This window comes from Microbacterium sp. BR1, from assembly GCF_002812725.1.
Classification (GTDB): domain Bacteria; phylum Actinomycetota; class Actinomycetes; order Actinomycetales; family Microbacteriaceae; genus Microbacterium.
On the sequence record NZ_NMUN01000003.1, the window covers coordinates 210,167 to 223,999 of the forward strand.

12 protein-coding genes are annotated in these 13,833 nt (G+C 68.5%); 7 read left to right on the plus strand and 5 right to left on the minus strand.

Annotated features, from left to right (window positions below; genetic code table 11):
• Positions 1-25 precede the first annotated feature (25 nt).
• Positions 26-664: a PadR family transcriptional regulator gene (locus tag CGU35_RS03655; RefSeq protein ID WP_100810364.1), complete on the minus strand. Its 639-nt coding sequence runs from the start codon at positions 662-664 to the stop codon at positions 26-28.
• 399 nt (positions 665-1,063) lie between these two features.
• Here CGU35_RS03655 and CGU35_RS03660 point away from each other — a divergent pair, with 399 nt between their 5' ends.
• The gene (locus CGU35_RS03660; protein WP_269800317.1) at positions 1,064-2,053 is read left to right on the plus strand and encodes a phosphodiesterase; all 990 of its coding nucleotides are present in this window, start codon (positions 1,064-1,066) and stop codon (positions 2,051-2,053) included.
• Here the strand turns inward: CGU35_RS03660 and CGU35_RS03665 are convergent.
• Positions 2,010-3,680 (minus strand): stealth family protein, encoded by a 1,671-nt coding sequence (locus tag CGU35_RS03665; RefSeq protein ID WP_100810259.1) that lies wholly within the window; start codon positions 3,678-3,680, stop codon positions 2,010-2,012. The genes CGU35_RS03660 and CGU35_RS03665 overlap by 44 nt on opposite strands.
• Before the next feature lie 315 nt (positions 3,681-3,995).
• Between CGU35_RS03665 and secA the strand changes: the two genes are divergently transcribed.
• From secA to CGU35_RS03680, 3 genes are all read left to right on the plus strand, one after another.
• A complete protein-coding gene (gene secA, locus CGU35_RS03670) occupies positions 3,996-6,824 on the plus strand; it encodes a preprotein translocase subunit SecA (protein ID WP_100810260.1) in 2,829 nt (942 codons plus the stop codon).
• 139 nt (positions 6,825-6,963) lie between these two features.
• Positions 6,964-8,190 (plus strand): pyridoxal phosphate-dependent aminotransferase, encoded by a 1,227-nt coding sequence (locus tag CGU35_RS03675; protein WP_100810261.1) that lies wholly within the window; start codon positions 6,964-6,966, stop codon positions 8,188-8,190.
• Positions 8,191-8,260: 70 nt separating this feature from the next.
• Positions 8,261-8,614, plus strand: coding sequence for a hypothetical protein (locus CGU35_RS03680; RefSeq protein WP_100810366.1), 354 nt, complete (start codon positions 8,261-8,263; stop codon positions 8,612-8,614).
• 9 nt (positions 8,615-8,623) lie between these two features.
• Here CGU35_RS03680 and CGU35_RS03685 read toward each other — a convergent pair whose 3' ends face one another.
• Entirely contained in the window at positions 8,624-10,099 is a 1,476-nt protein-coding gene (locus CGU35_RS03685; RefSeq protein ID WP_157813885.1) for a DHA2 family efflux MFS transporter permease subunit, read from the minus strand.
• A gap of 64 nt (positions 10,100-10,163) precedes the next feature.
• On the minus strand, positions 10,164-10,589 hold the full coding sequence (locus tag CGU35_RS03690) for an Rv3235 family protein (protein WP_100810263.1): 426 nt from the start codon (positions 10,587-10,589) through the stop codon (positions 10,164-10,166).
• Between the two features lie 158 nt (positions 10,590-10,747).
• Between CGU35_RS03690 and CGU35_RS03695 the strand changes: the two genes are divergently transcribed.
• Positions 10,748-11,398, plus strand: a complete 651-nt coding sequence (locus tag CGU35_RS03695) for a hypothetical protein (RefSeq protein ID WP_232711131.1) — start codon at positions 10,748-10,750, stop codon at positions 11,396-11,398.
• 24 nt (positions 11,399-11,422) lie between these two features.
• Here CGU35_RS03695 and CGU35_RS03700 read toward each other — a convergent pair whose 3' ends face one another.
• Entirely contained in the window at positions 11,423-11,701 is a 279-nt protein-coding gene (locus CGU35_RS03700; RefSeq protein WP_100810264.1) for a helix-turn-helix domain-containing protein, read from the minus strand.
• 177 nt (positions 11,702-11,878) lie between these two features.
• Between CGU35_RS03700 and CGU35_RS03705 the strand changes: the two genes are divergently transcribed.
• Together CGU35_RS03705 and CGU35_RS03710 are read left to right on the plus strand one after the other, a co-directional pair.
• Positions 11,879-12,505 (plus strand): SAF domain-containing protein, encoded by a 627-nt coding sequence (locus tag CGU35_RS03705; protein WP_100810265.1) that lies wholly within the window; start codon positions 11,879-11,881, stop codon positions 12,503-12,505.
• Positions 12,502-13,833 (plus strand): AAA family ATPase, encoded by a 1,332-nt coding sequence (locus tag CGU35_RS03710; RefSeq protein ID WP_100810266.1) that lies wholly within the window; start codon positions 12,502-12,504, stop codon positions 13,831-13,833. The genes CGU35_RS03705 and CGU35_RS03710 overlap by 4 nt, the downstream gene beginning before the upstream one ends.

Here is a 13,833-nt window from a genome sequence, read left to right on the forward strand (position 1 = left end):
GGGTTCGCTCTCGCCTCTCCGTCGTTCAGGCGATCGGAGTGCGCCCTGCGAGAACGCTCGACGAGGCGCCGAGGCCACCGACCCGGGGCGGGCGACCTCGGCGCGGACGCTCGGCGACGAGGGGCAACGTGATCTCCCTCGGCGGGTGCTGCGCCAGGCGGTCCCGAACGTGATCGAGCCAACGAACCTCGGTCTCCGCCTGGAACAGGAGGGCATCGGCGACGAGTCGGGTCGCGAGTTCTGCTCCGTCGGGCTCGTCGACGTCCCCCTCACGCGCTTTCCTCAGTGCCTCGAGCGCGGCGAGCGACGCGCTTCTCTGTGTCTCCACGATCGCGACGACGTCGACGTCGGGAAGCGTGGCGGCGAGCGCGAGTTTCAGAAGGAGTTCGTCTCGTGTCCCGCTCGGGCGGATGACGGGGGAGCGGAGCCAAGATCCGGCCTCGTCCCGCCCCGCCTGTGTGATCTCGTAGTACACGTGTCCCTGGTCATCGGTCGCGCCCTTCGCGACGAGTCCGTCGCGCTCGAGCCGATCGAGCGTCGTGTATATCTGGCCGACGTTGACCGGCCAGCTCGAGCCGGTGCGGCGGTCGAATTCGGACCGCAACTGGTAGCCGTAGCAGGGGCCCTGATCGAGGATCGCGAGGAGGCTCTGGCGGACGGACATACGGATCTCCAGACGAACGGCATTCTCGGTATACATCACCGAGTATATGAATATGGAGCAGGGCTCTGTCGTCGGAAGGAGCAGACGATGGGTGTATCCGGCACCGCTCCCGTGGTGCGAGTCCCGATCGTCACCGCGCCCGGGGTTCTTCACCCCGCTCACGTCGTCACACTGCAGCACGATCTGCGCGGCGGCGGGCCTGCCCGGCGTCAGCGACCGACCGCCGGACTCCGTCTTCTTCAGTCGGGGCGTGACGGCGAGCTTTGGGCGTGGCGGGGTGCTTCCACGCTCCTGACGGGTCGCCCGCCGTGTCCGATTCATCCGGAATCTGCGTCACGAACCGACATCGTTCACCGTTTCGCACCCAGGTGTTCGAAACACTCCGGTAACATTCCGGGCGTGATCACCGCGAACGGCGTGCGTATCGCCGAGTACGCACGCCCGAGTCATCAACTGCTGCACCTCAGCGATACGCACCTGAGGGCGGGGGATGACCCGCTGTACGGTTCCATCGATGCCTCCGCGCGCCTGGGTCGCGCGCTCGCGCAGATCGCCGAATCGGGGTCCACACCCGATGCGATCATCTTCACGGGCGACCTCGCCGACCACGGCGAGCCCGAGGCCTACGAGACGCTTCGCGCGCTCGTCGATCCGTGGGCCGCTCGCCTCGGTGCACCCGTCATCTGGGTCATGGGCAACCACGACGACCGCGCCTCGTTCCGCGCGGGACTGCTGACGGATAGCGCAGCGGATGCCTCGGCCCCGGTCGACGCCGTGTACGACATCGACGGCCTGCGCGTCATCGCGCTCGACACGTCGGTTCCCGGCCACCACCATGGCGAGGTCACCGAAGCCCAGCTCGAATGGCTCGAGATCGAGCTCGCCATCCCCGCCGCCCATGGGACGATCCTCGCGATGCACCACCCGCCCGTGCCGAGCGTGCTCGACCTGGCCGTCACGGTCGAACTCCGCGACCAGTCACGTCTCGCGGCCGTGCTGCGGGGGAGCGATGTCCGCACGATCCTCGCCGGACACCTGCACTACTCGACCGCCGCGACCTTCGCGGGCATCCCCGTCTCGGTCGCATCGGCCACCTGCTACACGCAGGATCTCGGCGTGGTCGTCGGCGGCACGCGTCCGCAGGATGCCGCGCAGGCGTACAACCTGGTGCACGTCTACGACGAGACGGTCGTGCACTCCGTCGTATCGGTCGGTGACACGGTCGCACTCGGCTATGTCGATCCCGCCGAGAGCGCTCGGCGGATCGCGGAGGCCGGCATCGTGATCCCCGACTCCGCGACGCGCGCGCTGCGCGCCGAACGCCTCGACGACTCCGGGCGGGTGGTTACGAGCCGACCGCCGACGACGCCTCTTCCGATCGTCCGCTGACCGACTCGCCCGCCGCGCTTGTGTCGGACACCGTGACCTCCCACGGTGCCCGGACCGGGAAGTACCCCTCGAGCGTGTCGCGCAGCACCCGCTCGCGAAGCGCCTCGGGGACCTCGGGACGGCTGCCGTCGTTCAGGCAGAACATATCGACGTCGCGACGAGCCAGCAGGCGTTCCATCTGTCGGATGCCGGGCTGCAGCGTCGTCTGGATGTAGCGCGTCCGCGGTTCCCGGGTCGTCACGGCTCGGCCCGTCATCAGCGCGTAGTAGTGGTAGAGCGAGTTCGTCACCGAGATGTCGGTCGCCGAACGGAACGTCGCCGCCGCCGTCCGGGCGAAGTCCTCGGGGAACGTCTCTTCGAGTTCGTACATGACGCTCCGGCGGAGCGGCGCGGCGCAGTGCTCGAGGTCACGTGCGATCACGCGGCCGAAACGCTCCTCGAGCAGGGCGCGGTTGATCCTCGCGGCGTTGTCGTGGCCGCTTCGCTCGGGATCGGTCGGGCCCACGCCGATGCGTACCCGCGATTCGACGAAGCGCGAGATGCCCGCCGCCGTGAAGAACAGTTCGGGGCGCACGGGGCGGCCGAAGAACATGTCATCGTTGGCGTACAGGAAGTGCTCGGCCAGCCCCTCGATCCGGTGAAGCTGGGCCTCGACCGCGTGTGAGTTGTGGGTGGGCAGCGACGCTCGGTCGGCGAAGAACTCTTCGCTGCGCACGATCGTGACCTTCGGGTGCTCGGTCAGCCACCAGGGTGCCGGGCTGTCGGTCGCGATGAAGATGCGCCGGATCCACGGGGCGTACTGGTTCACGGAGCGCAGCGCGTAGCCGATCTCGTCCACGTGACGGAAGCGTGCCGAGTGCTCGTCGCCGTCGCCGACGACGTAGCGGCTCATCCTCCGGGCGCGCTCGCGCTGGAAGTCGCTCGACGAACCGTCGACCCACGAGAAGACGATGTCGACGTCGTGCGTGAACTCCGACGGACCGGGGGTGAACATCCCCTCGAGCGTCCGCCAGTCTCGTCCGTGGCGCGCGATGGTGACGAAGCGGAGGTCGTCGGCGGCCATGACGCGGCGCGAGAGCGCATTCGCGTGGGGTGCCGTGACGACCGGGCCATCCCATCGCCAGAACTCCAGACGGATGCCGTGGCTGGCGCCCAGGCGGAGTGTTCCGCTCGGACTCACCCGCGGGCGGTAGATCGTGGCGCTCTCGTCGCGGCCGAACGGGTTGTTCGACCCTGCTCCGAAGACGCGGGCGCGTCCGGCGCGGCCGACGATCCACGGCTCGGTTTCCGCATCCGCCCGCAGCGCGGCGATGGCACGTTTGCGTGCCGCTGCGTCAACGGCCAGGGCAGGGCGCCCGCTGGCGCGCCGCAGCAGGATCGGTTCGATATCGGCGGCCTCGAGCAACGCGGCGAGCCGGAGCAGATCGTCGGTCTGCGCCTGGTCCGGCGTGACCTCTGCCACGAGATGCGGGACACCGCCGACCAGGACGACGTCGTCTCGTTCCAGTACAGGAGCCCAGCCCGCGGAGGCCTCGTCCGGCGCGGCGCGCTGCCCCGAAGGGGTGCTCCGCCCCGAGTCGACCCGTCGTGCGGAGGGAACACCGTTTTCTGAAACGACACGCGCCATCGATCACCTGTTTCTTTGTCGTGCGACCCGCGGGCGTCCTCGCCGCGTTCGATCGCTGCCTTCTCGTCGTCGGGGCGATCGCCGATCCGGCGATGCGAGCCCCTCTCCGCAGTGTAAGTCAGCAAATGTGTCACGCGTGTTGCGGGATAGCCCCTTGACAAGCGACGGATCTGACAAGCGGCGGATCGAGTGCCCGCCCGGGACCGGGTCGTCACTCACCCAGGGGATTCCAGGTCACGGACCGGTAACATGAGACCGTATGCCTGTCGCGCGGATACCGATCCGCGGGGCATCCGATCGGATGGAGATCCTGCCGTGGCAAATCCCCTCGAGAAACTGCTCCGAGCCGGTGAGGGTCGTATCCTCAAGCGTCTGCAGCAGGTCGTCAAGGCCGTCAACGCCCTCGAGGAGGACTACTCGCAGCTGAGCGACGACGAGCTCCGCGGCGAGACCGCCGAGCTTCGCACACGGTATGCGGCGGGCGAGACGCTCGACCAGTTGCTTCCCGAGGCGTTCGCCGCGGTCCGTGAGGCCGCGAAGCGGACACTCGGCCAGCGCCCCTACGACGTCCAGCTGATGGGTGGCGCGGCCCTGCACCTCGGCAACATCGCCGAGATGCGGACGGGTGAGGGCAAGACGCTCGTCGCGACGCTCCCGGCCTACCTGAACGCGATCGCGGGCGAGGGCGTCCACGTCGTCACGGTCAACGACTTCCTCGCGACCTACCAGTCCGAGCTCATGGGTCGTGTCTTCCGCGCGCTCGGCATGACGACGGGTGTCATCGTCTCGGGTCAGACTCCCGCGCAGCGCCGCGAACAGTACCTGTGCGACATCACGTACGGCACGAACAACGAGTTCGGGTTCGACTACCTCCGCGACAACATGGCCTGGCGTCAAGAGGACCTCGTCCAGCGTGGTCACTTCTTCGCCGTCGTGGACGAGGTCGACTCGATCCTCATCGACGAGGCGCGCACGCCGCTCATCATCTCGGGCCCGTCTTCCGGAGAGGCGAACCGCTGGTTCACCGAGTTCGCGAAGATCGCCCGCACCCTCGAGCTGGATGTCGACTACGAGGTCGACGAGAAGAAGCGCACGATCGGCGTGCTCGAGCCGGGTATCGAAAAGGTCGAGGACTATCTCGGCATCGACAACCTGTACGAGTCGGCCAACACGCCGCTGATCTCGTTCCTCAACAACTCGATCAAGGCGATGGCGCTTTTCAAGCGCGACACCGACTACGTCGTGATCAACGACGAGGTCATGATCGTCGACGAGCACACCGGACGCATCCTGGCCGGCCGTCGTTACAACGAGGGCATCCATCAGGCGATCGAGGCGAAAGAGGGCGTGCCGGTCAAGGCCGAGAACCAGACCCTCGCGACCGTCACGCTGCAGAACTACTTCCGCCTCTACGACAAGCTCGCGGGCATGACCGGTACGGCCGAGACCGAGGCGGCCGAGTTCATGTCGACCTACAAGCTCGGCGTCGTGCCGATCCCGACCAACAAGCCGATGATCCGCAAGGACCAGTCCGACCTCGTCTACAAGAACGAGCAGGCGAAGTTCGCGCAGGTCGTCGAGGACATCGCGCGGCGCAACGAGACGGGCCAGCCCGTCCTGGTCGGAACCGTCAGCGTCGAGAAGAGCGAGTACCTCTCGCGCCTGCTGGCCAAGAAGGGCATCAAGCACGAGGTCCTGAACGCCAAGAACCACGCTCGCGAGGCCGAGATCGTCGCCCGCGCCGGCCTGCCCGGCGCCGTCACCGTCGCGACGAACATGGCGGGCCGTGGTACCGACATCATGCTCGGCGGCAACGCCGAGTTCCTCGCGGTGCAAGAGATGAAGGCGAAGGGCCTGGACCCCGTCGAAACGCCGGAAGAGTACGAGGCCGAGTGGGAGGGCGTCTACGACGCCGTCCGCGCCCGCGTCGCCGACGAGGCCGAGAAGGTCGTCAGCGTCGGCGGACTCTACGTGCTGGGTACCGAGCGCCACGAATCGCGCCGCATCGACAACCAGCTGCGCGGGCGTTCGGGACGTCAGGGCGACCCGGGTGAGAGCCGGTTCTACCTGTCGCTGACGGACGACCTGATGCGCCTGTTCCAGTCGGGTGCCGCCGAGGCGATCCTCAGTCGCGCGAACTTCCCCGACGATGTCGCGATCGAATCGTCGATGGTGAGCCGCGCGATCAAGAGCGCGCAGTCACAGGTCGAATCCCGTAACGCCGAGACACGCAAGAACGTCCTGAAGTACGACGACGTCCTCAACCGTCAGCGCGAGGCCATCTACGCCGACCGTCGACACATCCTCGAGGGCGACGACATCGCCGGGCGTGTGCACCACTTCATCGAGGACGCGATCGGCGCCGTCATCGACGAGCACACCGGCAGCGGACACAGCGAGGGCTGGGACTTCGATGCCCTGTGGACCGAGCTCAAGACGCTCTATCCCGTCGGCGTGACGATCGACGAGGTCGTCGCCGAGGCCGGCACGAAGGGGCGCATCACCCCCGAGGTGCTCAAGCGCGAGATGCTCTCGGACGCGCTCATCGCCTACCAGAACCGCGAGGAGAAGCTCGGATCGGAGGCGATGCGCGAGCTCGAACGACGAGTCGTGCTGCAGGTTCTCGACCGTCGCTGGCGTGACCATCTCTACGAGATGGACTACCTCAAGGACGGCATCGGCCTGCGCGCGATGGCTCAGCGCGACCCGCTGATCGAGTACCAGCGTGAGGGCTTCCAGATGTTCCAGGCGATGATGGGCCAGATCAAGGAAGAGACCGTCGGGTACCTCTACAACCTCGAGGTCGAGGTGCGGCGCGCGGGCGAGGGCGAGCAGGCCCACGCCGAGGTCGAGGCCAAGGGTCTCGACGCGCCTCCCGAGCAGAAGCTCGAGTACTCGGCGCCGAACGACGCGGGCGAGGTCGAGGTTCGCAACGAGCGTGGCCAGGTCCAGCAGGCCGCGACGGCGAAGCTGCAGCGCGACCAGGCCCAGCGAGTCGCGCAGGGTCTGCGTCCCGAGCCCGCCGAGGCGGCGCCGGCCGCGCGCGGGGCGTTCGGGCAGCGGACGGATGCTCCGGCCGCGGGTTCGACGCCCGCCGCGCCGGTCAACCGGGCCGACCGCCGCGCCGCCTCGAAGCGCAAGTAGCACCGCTTCGAACGGTCGCGACACGCCGAGTCGCCACGAAGCACACGGCGCGTCGCGACCGTTCGCGCGTGTCCGACGCCGGGTGGACAAGGCCACGAGGTGGACGGTGGCACGCTCGGCGCGGGGATATCCTGAGCCGATGAGCACCCTCCGACCCCTCGATCAATCCTCGAAGCTGAAGAACGTCCTCTACGAGATCCGCGGCAACGCCCTCGTCGAGGCCGCCCGGCTCGAGGCCGAGGGCCAGACGGTCCTGAAGCTCAACACCGGCAACCCCGCGACGTTCGGGTTCGAGGCGCCGTACCAGATCGTCCGCGACATGATCGCGGCGATGCCCACGGCGCACGGGTACAGCGAGAGCCGAGGCATCCTGTCGGCCCGTCAGGCGGTCGTGTACCGCTACGAAGAAGAGCCCGGCTTCCCGCGCATCGACCCCGACGACGTCTTCCTCGGCAACGGCGTCTCCGAACTCATCACGATGACCATGCAGGCGCTGCTCGACGAGGGTGATGAGGTGTTGATCCCGGCCCCGGACTATCCGCTGTGGACGGCCATGACGAGCCTGTCCGGCGGCACGCCCGTGCACTATCTGTGTGACGAGAATGCCGGGTGGCAGCCTGACCTCGAAGACATCCGCTCGAAGATCACCCCCCGCACCAAGGCGATCGTGGTCATCAACCCGAACAACCCCACGGGGGCCGTCTACACGCGCGAGGTGCTCGAAGCGATCGCCGAGATCGCGCGCGAGCATTCGTTGCTGCTCCTCGCGGACGAGATCTACGACCGCATCCTCTTCGACGACGCGAAGCACATCCCGATGGCGTCGATCGCGCCGGATCTGCTGTGCCTGACGTTCAACGGCCTGTCCAAGACCTACCGGGTCGCGGGTTACCGCTCGGGATGGGTCGTCATCACGGGCCCGAAGGGGCACGCGGCCGGATTCCTCGAGGGCATCAATCTGCTCGCCTCGACGCGCCTGTGCCCGAACGTCCCCGCTCAGCACGCGGTTCAGGCCGCGCTCTCGGGGGTGCAGTCCATCGATGCGCTCATCGCGCCCTCCGGTCGGCTGCACGAGCAGCGTGATGTCGCATGGGAGGGACTCGAGTCCATTCCGGGGGTGTCGTGTGTGCGTCCGCAGGGGGCGCTGTACGCCTTCCCGCGGCTCGACCCCGAGGTGCACGAGATCCGGGACGATGCGAAATTCGTGTACGACTTCCTGGTGGCCGAGCGGGTCCTGCTCGTGCAGGGCACGGGCTTCAACTGGCCGACGCCCGACCATCTGCGGGTCGTGACGCTGCCCGAATCGCGGGTCCTCGCCGACGCGATCGAGCGTCTGGGCAACTTCCTGTCTTCGTACCGGCAGTAGTCGCTAGCACGTCGACGGGATCCGTCAAGGCCCTGTGCGGGGCGGCGATGATCGTCCTATCGTGCCGAACATGGCTATCGAATTGAATGGACCGGCGCTGCGGCAGGCGCGTTCGCTCATACGTGACGGCAAGGTGGTGCGAGACGAGCGCGACGACTGGTCGGAAGCGGCACCGACCGCCGACGACGAGAACGCGTTCATCGAGCGAGAGGGCTGGACGGCCTTCTCGCATTGGCACCTCGGAATCGACAGATCGGCGAACCCCGAGACGAAGCAGGCCTACAGCTTTCCCTACGGCGACTTCGACCGGGTCCACCGCTCGGGTGTGATCTCGGGGGAGAGTCGTGCCGGTCAATACGATCACGACGAAATCGAGCGCGAGTTGAAGAAGCTCCTCGAGCTGATCGACGCAGAGGGGTCCTGACGCGCCGACTCAGACGAGCGCCCGCGCGACCTCGGCGGGTTCGTCCTGCATCATGGGCTTCTTGACGAAGAACACGAACACGATGATCGCGACCGAGGCGATGGCCGCGACCACGAGTGCTCCGTGCGTGCCCTCTGCCACCGATTCGGGTGTCGCGGTCGTTCCGCGGCCCATGGCGTAGATCACCATGAACACCGAGGTGCCGAGGGCTCCGGCGATCTGCTGCGCCGTGCCGATGCCCGCGCTCGCGTAGGTGTAGTACTTCGGTCGCACCCCCGCCATGGCGACCGTGAACAGCGGCGAGAACAGCAGCGCCAGACCCGAGCACAGGATGAGGTAGAGCACGGCGACCGTGCCGGTCGACGCATTCGGCGTGAAGAGGATCGCCATGAGCGTCAACGCGAAGGTCGTGATGAAGGCGCCCGGGATGATGAGAGGGCGCGGGCCGATCTTGTCGTACAATCCGCCGACCAGCGGGCCGGCGAGTCCCATGAGCAGACCGCCCGGCATGACGATGAGGCCGGACTGCAGCGGGTCCGCGCCCAGGCCCTCCTGGATGTAGAAGGGCAGCAGCGTGAGCGATCCGAACAGGATCGCGTTCATCACGACCATCGTGACGAGAGCCCACGTGAAGGTGCTCGAGGTGAAGATACGCAGATCGATTAGGGCCGAATCGGTGCGCTGCAGCCGCAGCTGTCGCAGCACGAACACCGTCAGGGCGATCAGGCCGATCCCGAGCGGCACCCACGGCGGGATCCCGCCCGCGTCGCTCACCCGGTCCCCGAAACTCGCCAGGCCGTAGATGATGCCTCCGAACGCGAAGATCGACAGGATCACCGAGATCACGTCGACCGGCACCTTCGCGGTCGGGGTGATGTTGACCATGCGTCGCATACCGAGCACGAGCGAGATGATCCCGAGCGGGAGGATCGTGAGGAACAGAGCCGACCACGGAAGGAAGGTGACGATGACTCCGCCGACCAACGGGCCGAGCACCGGGGCGACCGAGATCACGACGCCGATCAGGCCCATCATGACCCCGCGCCGGGATGCCGGCACCACCGTCATGATGGTGGTCATGAGCAGGGGAGTCATGACTCCTGTGCCTGCCGCCTGAAGAATGCGCGCGAGCAGCAACACGCCGAACTGGATGCTCTCTGGCAGAAGGGTCGCGACGGCACCCACCGCGGTACCCGCGACGAAGAGCGAGATGGCTCCCAGGAAGACCTGTCGCGTCGTGAACCGCTTCATCAGGAACCCGGTCAGCGGGATCACGACCGCCATCGTGAGCATGTACGCCGTCACGAGGAACTGACCGGTAACGGGGTCTACCCCGAGGTCCTTCATGATCGTGGGGAGCGCGACGCCGACGATGGTCTCGTTGAGCATGACGACGAAGGCGCTCGCGAGCAGGAGAGCGAGGACGATGCGATTCGCGGGGGAGATCTTCTCGGGCGCGGAAGAGGCTTTCGGGAGGGCAGTCACGGTGTCATCATGGCAGGGCGGCGCTCTCGCCGGTTGCCGGTGACCGCGTCGTGCGTGTGACCGGCTACAGCAGAGCCAAGGATGTTGCACGCCAGCGCCCATCCGTGCCCTCGAGCCGCAGGGCGATCGCTCGCGTGCGGTGCGGGCCCGCGAGGACGACGACGGATTCGACCACGCCGTCCGCGGGCGACATGTGTCGGACGCGGAGGATGTCGAACACGGGGCGCGTCGCCCGCACGCCGCGCGCGTTGCGGGCGCGGGTGGCGAGGTTGCTTCGTGTCAGCAGCCTCCGGTATGCGTCTTCAGCGAACCACCGGGCGAGTTGGTCGACCTCTCGCACCCCGGCGAAGACTTCCATCACGCCGCGCGCGAGGTTCGTGATCAGTGGCTGCGGATCGGGGAGCTCCGACGACGAGGTGCGCTGCGGGGAGAAGAACTCGTCCGCGTCCGCCGAGCGTGCGCGACGTGTGACCCCGGCTTGTGCAGCCACGCGGGGACCGGACGCCGGCCCCGGGGACGCGGTGTCTCGTGCTGTGCCGGCTGGTGTGCTCATGGAGATCCCCATCTCTCGGGCGGATCGGGCTGAAATTGCAGTAGACCACAGGGAAGCCCAGCCCAGGCTGGGTATCTGCCCACTGTGGATAACTCGTGACCAATCTGAGACTTCTCACCTATGGTCCTGTTGTGCGCTGGGAGCGGCTATTCGAAGACCTCGAGGGGCAACTCGCCGCCGAGTGGGAGAGCGAACGCGCCGCCCTGGAGAGCGAGGGGGAGCGGCTTCGTCTTTCGCGCGTCCGCCTGCACGACCGTTTGGTTGCGCTCGCGGGCGCGGGGGCGCGGGAGCCGGTCGCCATAGCCCTCGCGGATCGATCCGTCCTACGCGGCACGGTCGAGGCGGTCGGCGTCGACTTCGCCGCTCTTCGCCTCGATGCGTCCGCGGGCGGTCTCGCGCTCGTGCGCGCGGCCGCCCTCGCGACGATCACGGCATCCGAGGCGGGACTCATGCGCAGCGCACGCCCCGAGGCTCAGCTCGCGAACTCGGGACTCGCGGAACGGCTGACACTCGGGTTCGTGTTGCGCGACCTCGCGCGTCGGCGCGTACCCGTCCGGATCCACGCTCTGTGGGGCGACGCGGAATTCGGCACTATCGACCGGGTGGGCGCGGACCATCTCGACTTCGCCGTGCATGACGCCGGTGCCGCACGCCGAAGAGAAGAGGTGCGGGCGTTCCGTCTCGTGCCGCTCGGCGCGATCGCCTGGCTCATGCTCGAGCGGGGCGAGTCGCCGACGCTGTTGTGAGGCGCGCCGTCCCGCTGGCGGCGTCTATTCGGGTCGCGCGGCGTTTCCCGAGCCCCACACTTCGGGGAAGCTCGCGGCCTGTGACTGCTGCCACAGGTGCATCTGCCGCGCCTCTTCGACCTGGTCGTCGATATATCCGCGCAGACTCTGTTCTTCGATACGCCATTTGGCGGGGGACCCGAGCCGGGCGCCGCGGAGGCGGCCCTCGTGGACCAGGTCCATGACTTCGTCGATGGAGATGCTCAACAGCTCAGCCACCTGCGACGGAGCCAGGTAGCGAGGGCTGGGGGAGCTCTCGGACATGACCCCATTATGGACCCCTCGAAGCCGTGCCGGACACGCTCTCCTGTGGATAACCCGCGGGGCGTGCGAGCGGGATCGGCGACGATGGTGCGGGCACGGAGCGGCCCCCCAGCCGACGCCGTCACCCGTAGCCACCCACCGCCACCATCCGACCCGATCCGACACCGGGGGAACGTCATGACAACTCTCGACAGCCCGTCGCGGCGACCCCGCGCCTTCTGGAACGACATGCGCTTCTTCGTGGGTCTGGGCCTCATCGTGGCCTCGGTGGCGGGCGTGTGGTTGACGGTGACGGCCGCGCGCCAGACGGTTCCCGTCTTCGCCGCGGCGCGCACGATCGTGCCAGGGGAGGAGGTGTCGGCCGCGGATCTGCGGGTCGTCGAAGCCTCGCTCGGGGCTGCGGCGGGCGCGTACGTGACCCCGGACGCTCTGGCGCCCGGGGCGGTCGCGACACGCACGGTCACCGAGGGAGAACTCGTCCCGGTGAGCGCGCTCGCGGACGGCGAACGCAGCCGCACGACGACGGTCGTGGTACAGACCACGACCGCGGTGCCGTCGGATGTGACCGTCGGCAGTGTCGTCGAACTCTGGGCATCACCGGCCCTCGAACAGGGCGCGTTCGGTACCCCGGCGATCCTCGTAGCGGACGCGACCGTCGCCGCGGTGAAAGAGGCCGACGGTCTGCTGGGTGCGCGGGGGTCAGCGCTCGAACTCGTCGTGCCGCGCTCCGATGTCGCGGCCGTGCTGCAGGCGGTCGCGGCATCCGCGGCCCTGTCGGTCGTTCCCGCGGCGGGCGGCGCATGATCCCCCGCATCGTGCTCGCCGTTGCCGGGCAGCGCGGCGAGAGCCTTGCCGTGGACCTCGGGCGGACGGGTGTTCGCGTCGACACCGTGGTGGACCCCCTCGTGCTCGAGGACCCCAACCTCGCCAGCGCTCTCCCGGTCCTGGAAGGGGTCGATGTGCTCGTGCTGACGGCGGATCGCCGGACCCTCGGCTCGCACCTGGTCTCGGTGTGCGATCGGCGGGGGATTCGGCTCGTGCTCCTCGCGGGCGACGCGGACGGCGAGCGGGTCGCTGCGGCGTTCGGGCTCGCCGCTTCCCTCGTCGCGCCGCGCGCAGAAGAGATCGCGGCCGTGATCCGGGGTGTGATGCAGCACGGTTCGCCGGTCGCCGATGCGAGAGCCGGCCGCGTCGTCGTGGTGTGGGGGCCCGAAGGGGCGCCGGGTCGCTCGACGGTGGCGAGCATGCTCGCATTCGAGCTGGCGCGCGGGGGAGGGGGCGCGGCGCTGGTCGATGCCGACTCGCATGCGCCGTCGCTCGCGTTGACGCTCGGGCTCGCCGACGAGGGCCCCGGGTTTCCCGCGGCGTGTCGGCAGGCAGGCATCGGGACGCTCGATGAGCGCGAACTCACCCGCATCAGCACGCCGGTCCGCGTCGAGGGCGCGGCCGTCGATGTTCTGTGCGGCATCAATCGTCGAGCTCGATGGCCAGAACTCGCCGACGATCGGGTCGCGGCCGCGCTCGGAGCGGCCCGCGGCTGGGCGCCGTACACCGTGGTGGATGTCGGTGCGCCACTGGAGCAGGACGAGGAGATCATGCACGACCTCGAGGGTCCGCGCCGCAACGCCGCCACGATCGCTTCGCTCCGCGCGGCCGACGTGATCGTGGCCGTGTGCACCGCCGATCCCGTCGGCATCGCCCGCTTCGTCCGCGGGCACGCCGAGGTGCGTGCCGTCGCGGGAGCGACGCCGGTGCTCGTCATCGCCAACCGTCTGCGGCCGGGTGGACTCGGACTCGATGCCCGGGGGCAGGTTCGTCGCACGCTGGACCGGTTCGCCGATATCCGAGATGTGTCGTTTCTCCCGGCGGATCAACGCGCGGTGGACGCCGCTGTGCTGCAGGCCCAGCCGATCGCCGCGGTGGCGCCGCGATCAGCGCTCGTGGCCGCCGTGCGTCGCTTCACGGGCGACACTCTGCTGCCCGCACTCGGACGAGTCGGCGGCGCGCCCGACGCGCAGTCCGGCTCTCGAAACGGCACGGCAGAGACGGCGCGCCCGCACCGACGATCGTCCATGTTCTCGCGAGGACGGCGGCATGGCGGTGACGGGCGGGAGAACCGGCTCACGGCATAG

Bases quoted from the DNA above. Each gene is read 5' to 3' on its own strand.
- CGU35_RS03675 (WP_100810261.1), top strand. From the start codon at position 6,964: ATGAGCACCCTCCGACCCCTCGATCAATCCTCGAAGCTGAAGAACGTC.
- CGU35_RS03655 (WP_100810364.1), bottom strand. From the start codon at position 664: ATGTCCGTCCGCCAGAGCCTCCTCGCGATCCTCGATCAGGGCCCCTGC.
- CGU35_RS03680 (WP_100810366.1), top strand. From the start codon at position 8,261: ATGGCTATCGAATTGAATGGACCGGCGCTGCGGCAGGCGCGTTCGCTC.
- CGU35_RS03665 (WP_100810259.1), bottom strand. From the start codon at position 3,680: ATGGCGCGTGTCGTTTCAGAAAACGGTGTTCCCTCCGCACGACGGGTC.
- CGU35_RS03710 (WP_100810266.1), top strand. From the start codon at position 12,502: ATGATCCCCCGCATCGTGCTCGCCGTTGCCGGGCAGCGCGGCGAGAGC.
- CGU35_RS03700 (WP_100810264.1), bottom strand. From the start codon at position 11,701: ATGTCCGAGAGCTCCCCCAGCCCTCGCTACCTGGCTCCGTCGCAGGTG.
- CGU35_RS03705 (WP_100810265.1), top strand. From the start codon at position 11,879: ATGACAACTCTCGACAGCCCGTCGCGGCGACCCCGCGCCTTCTGGAAC.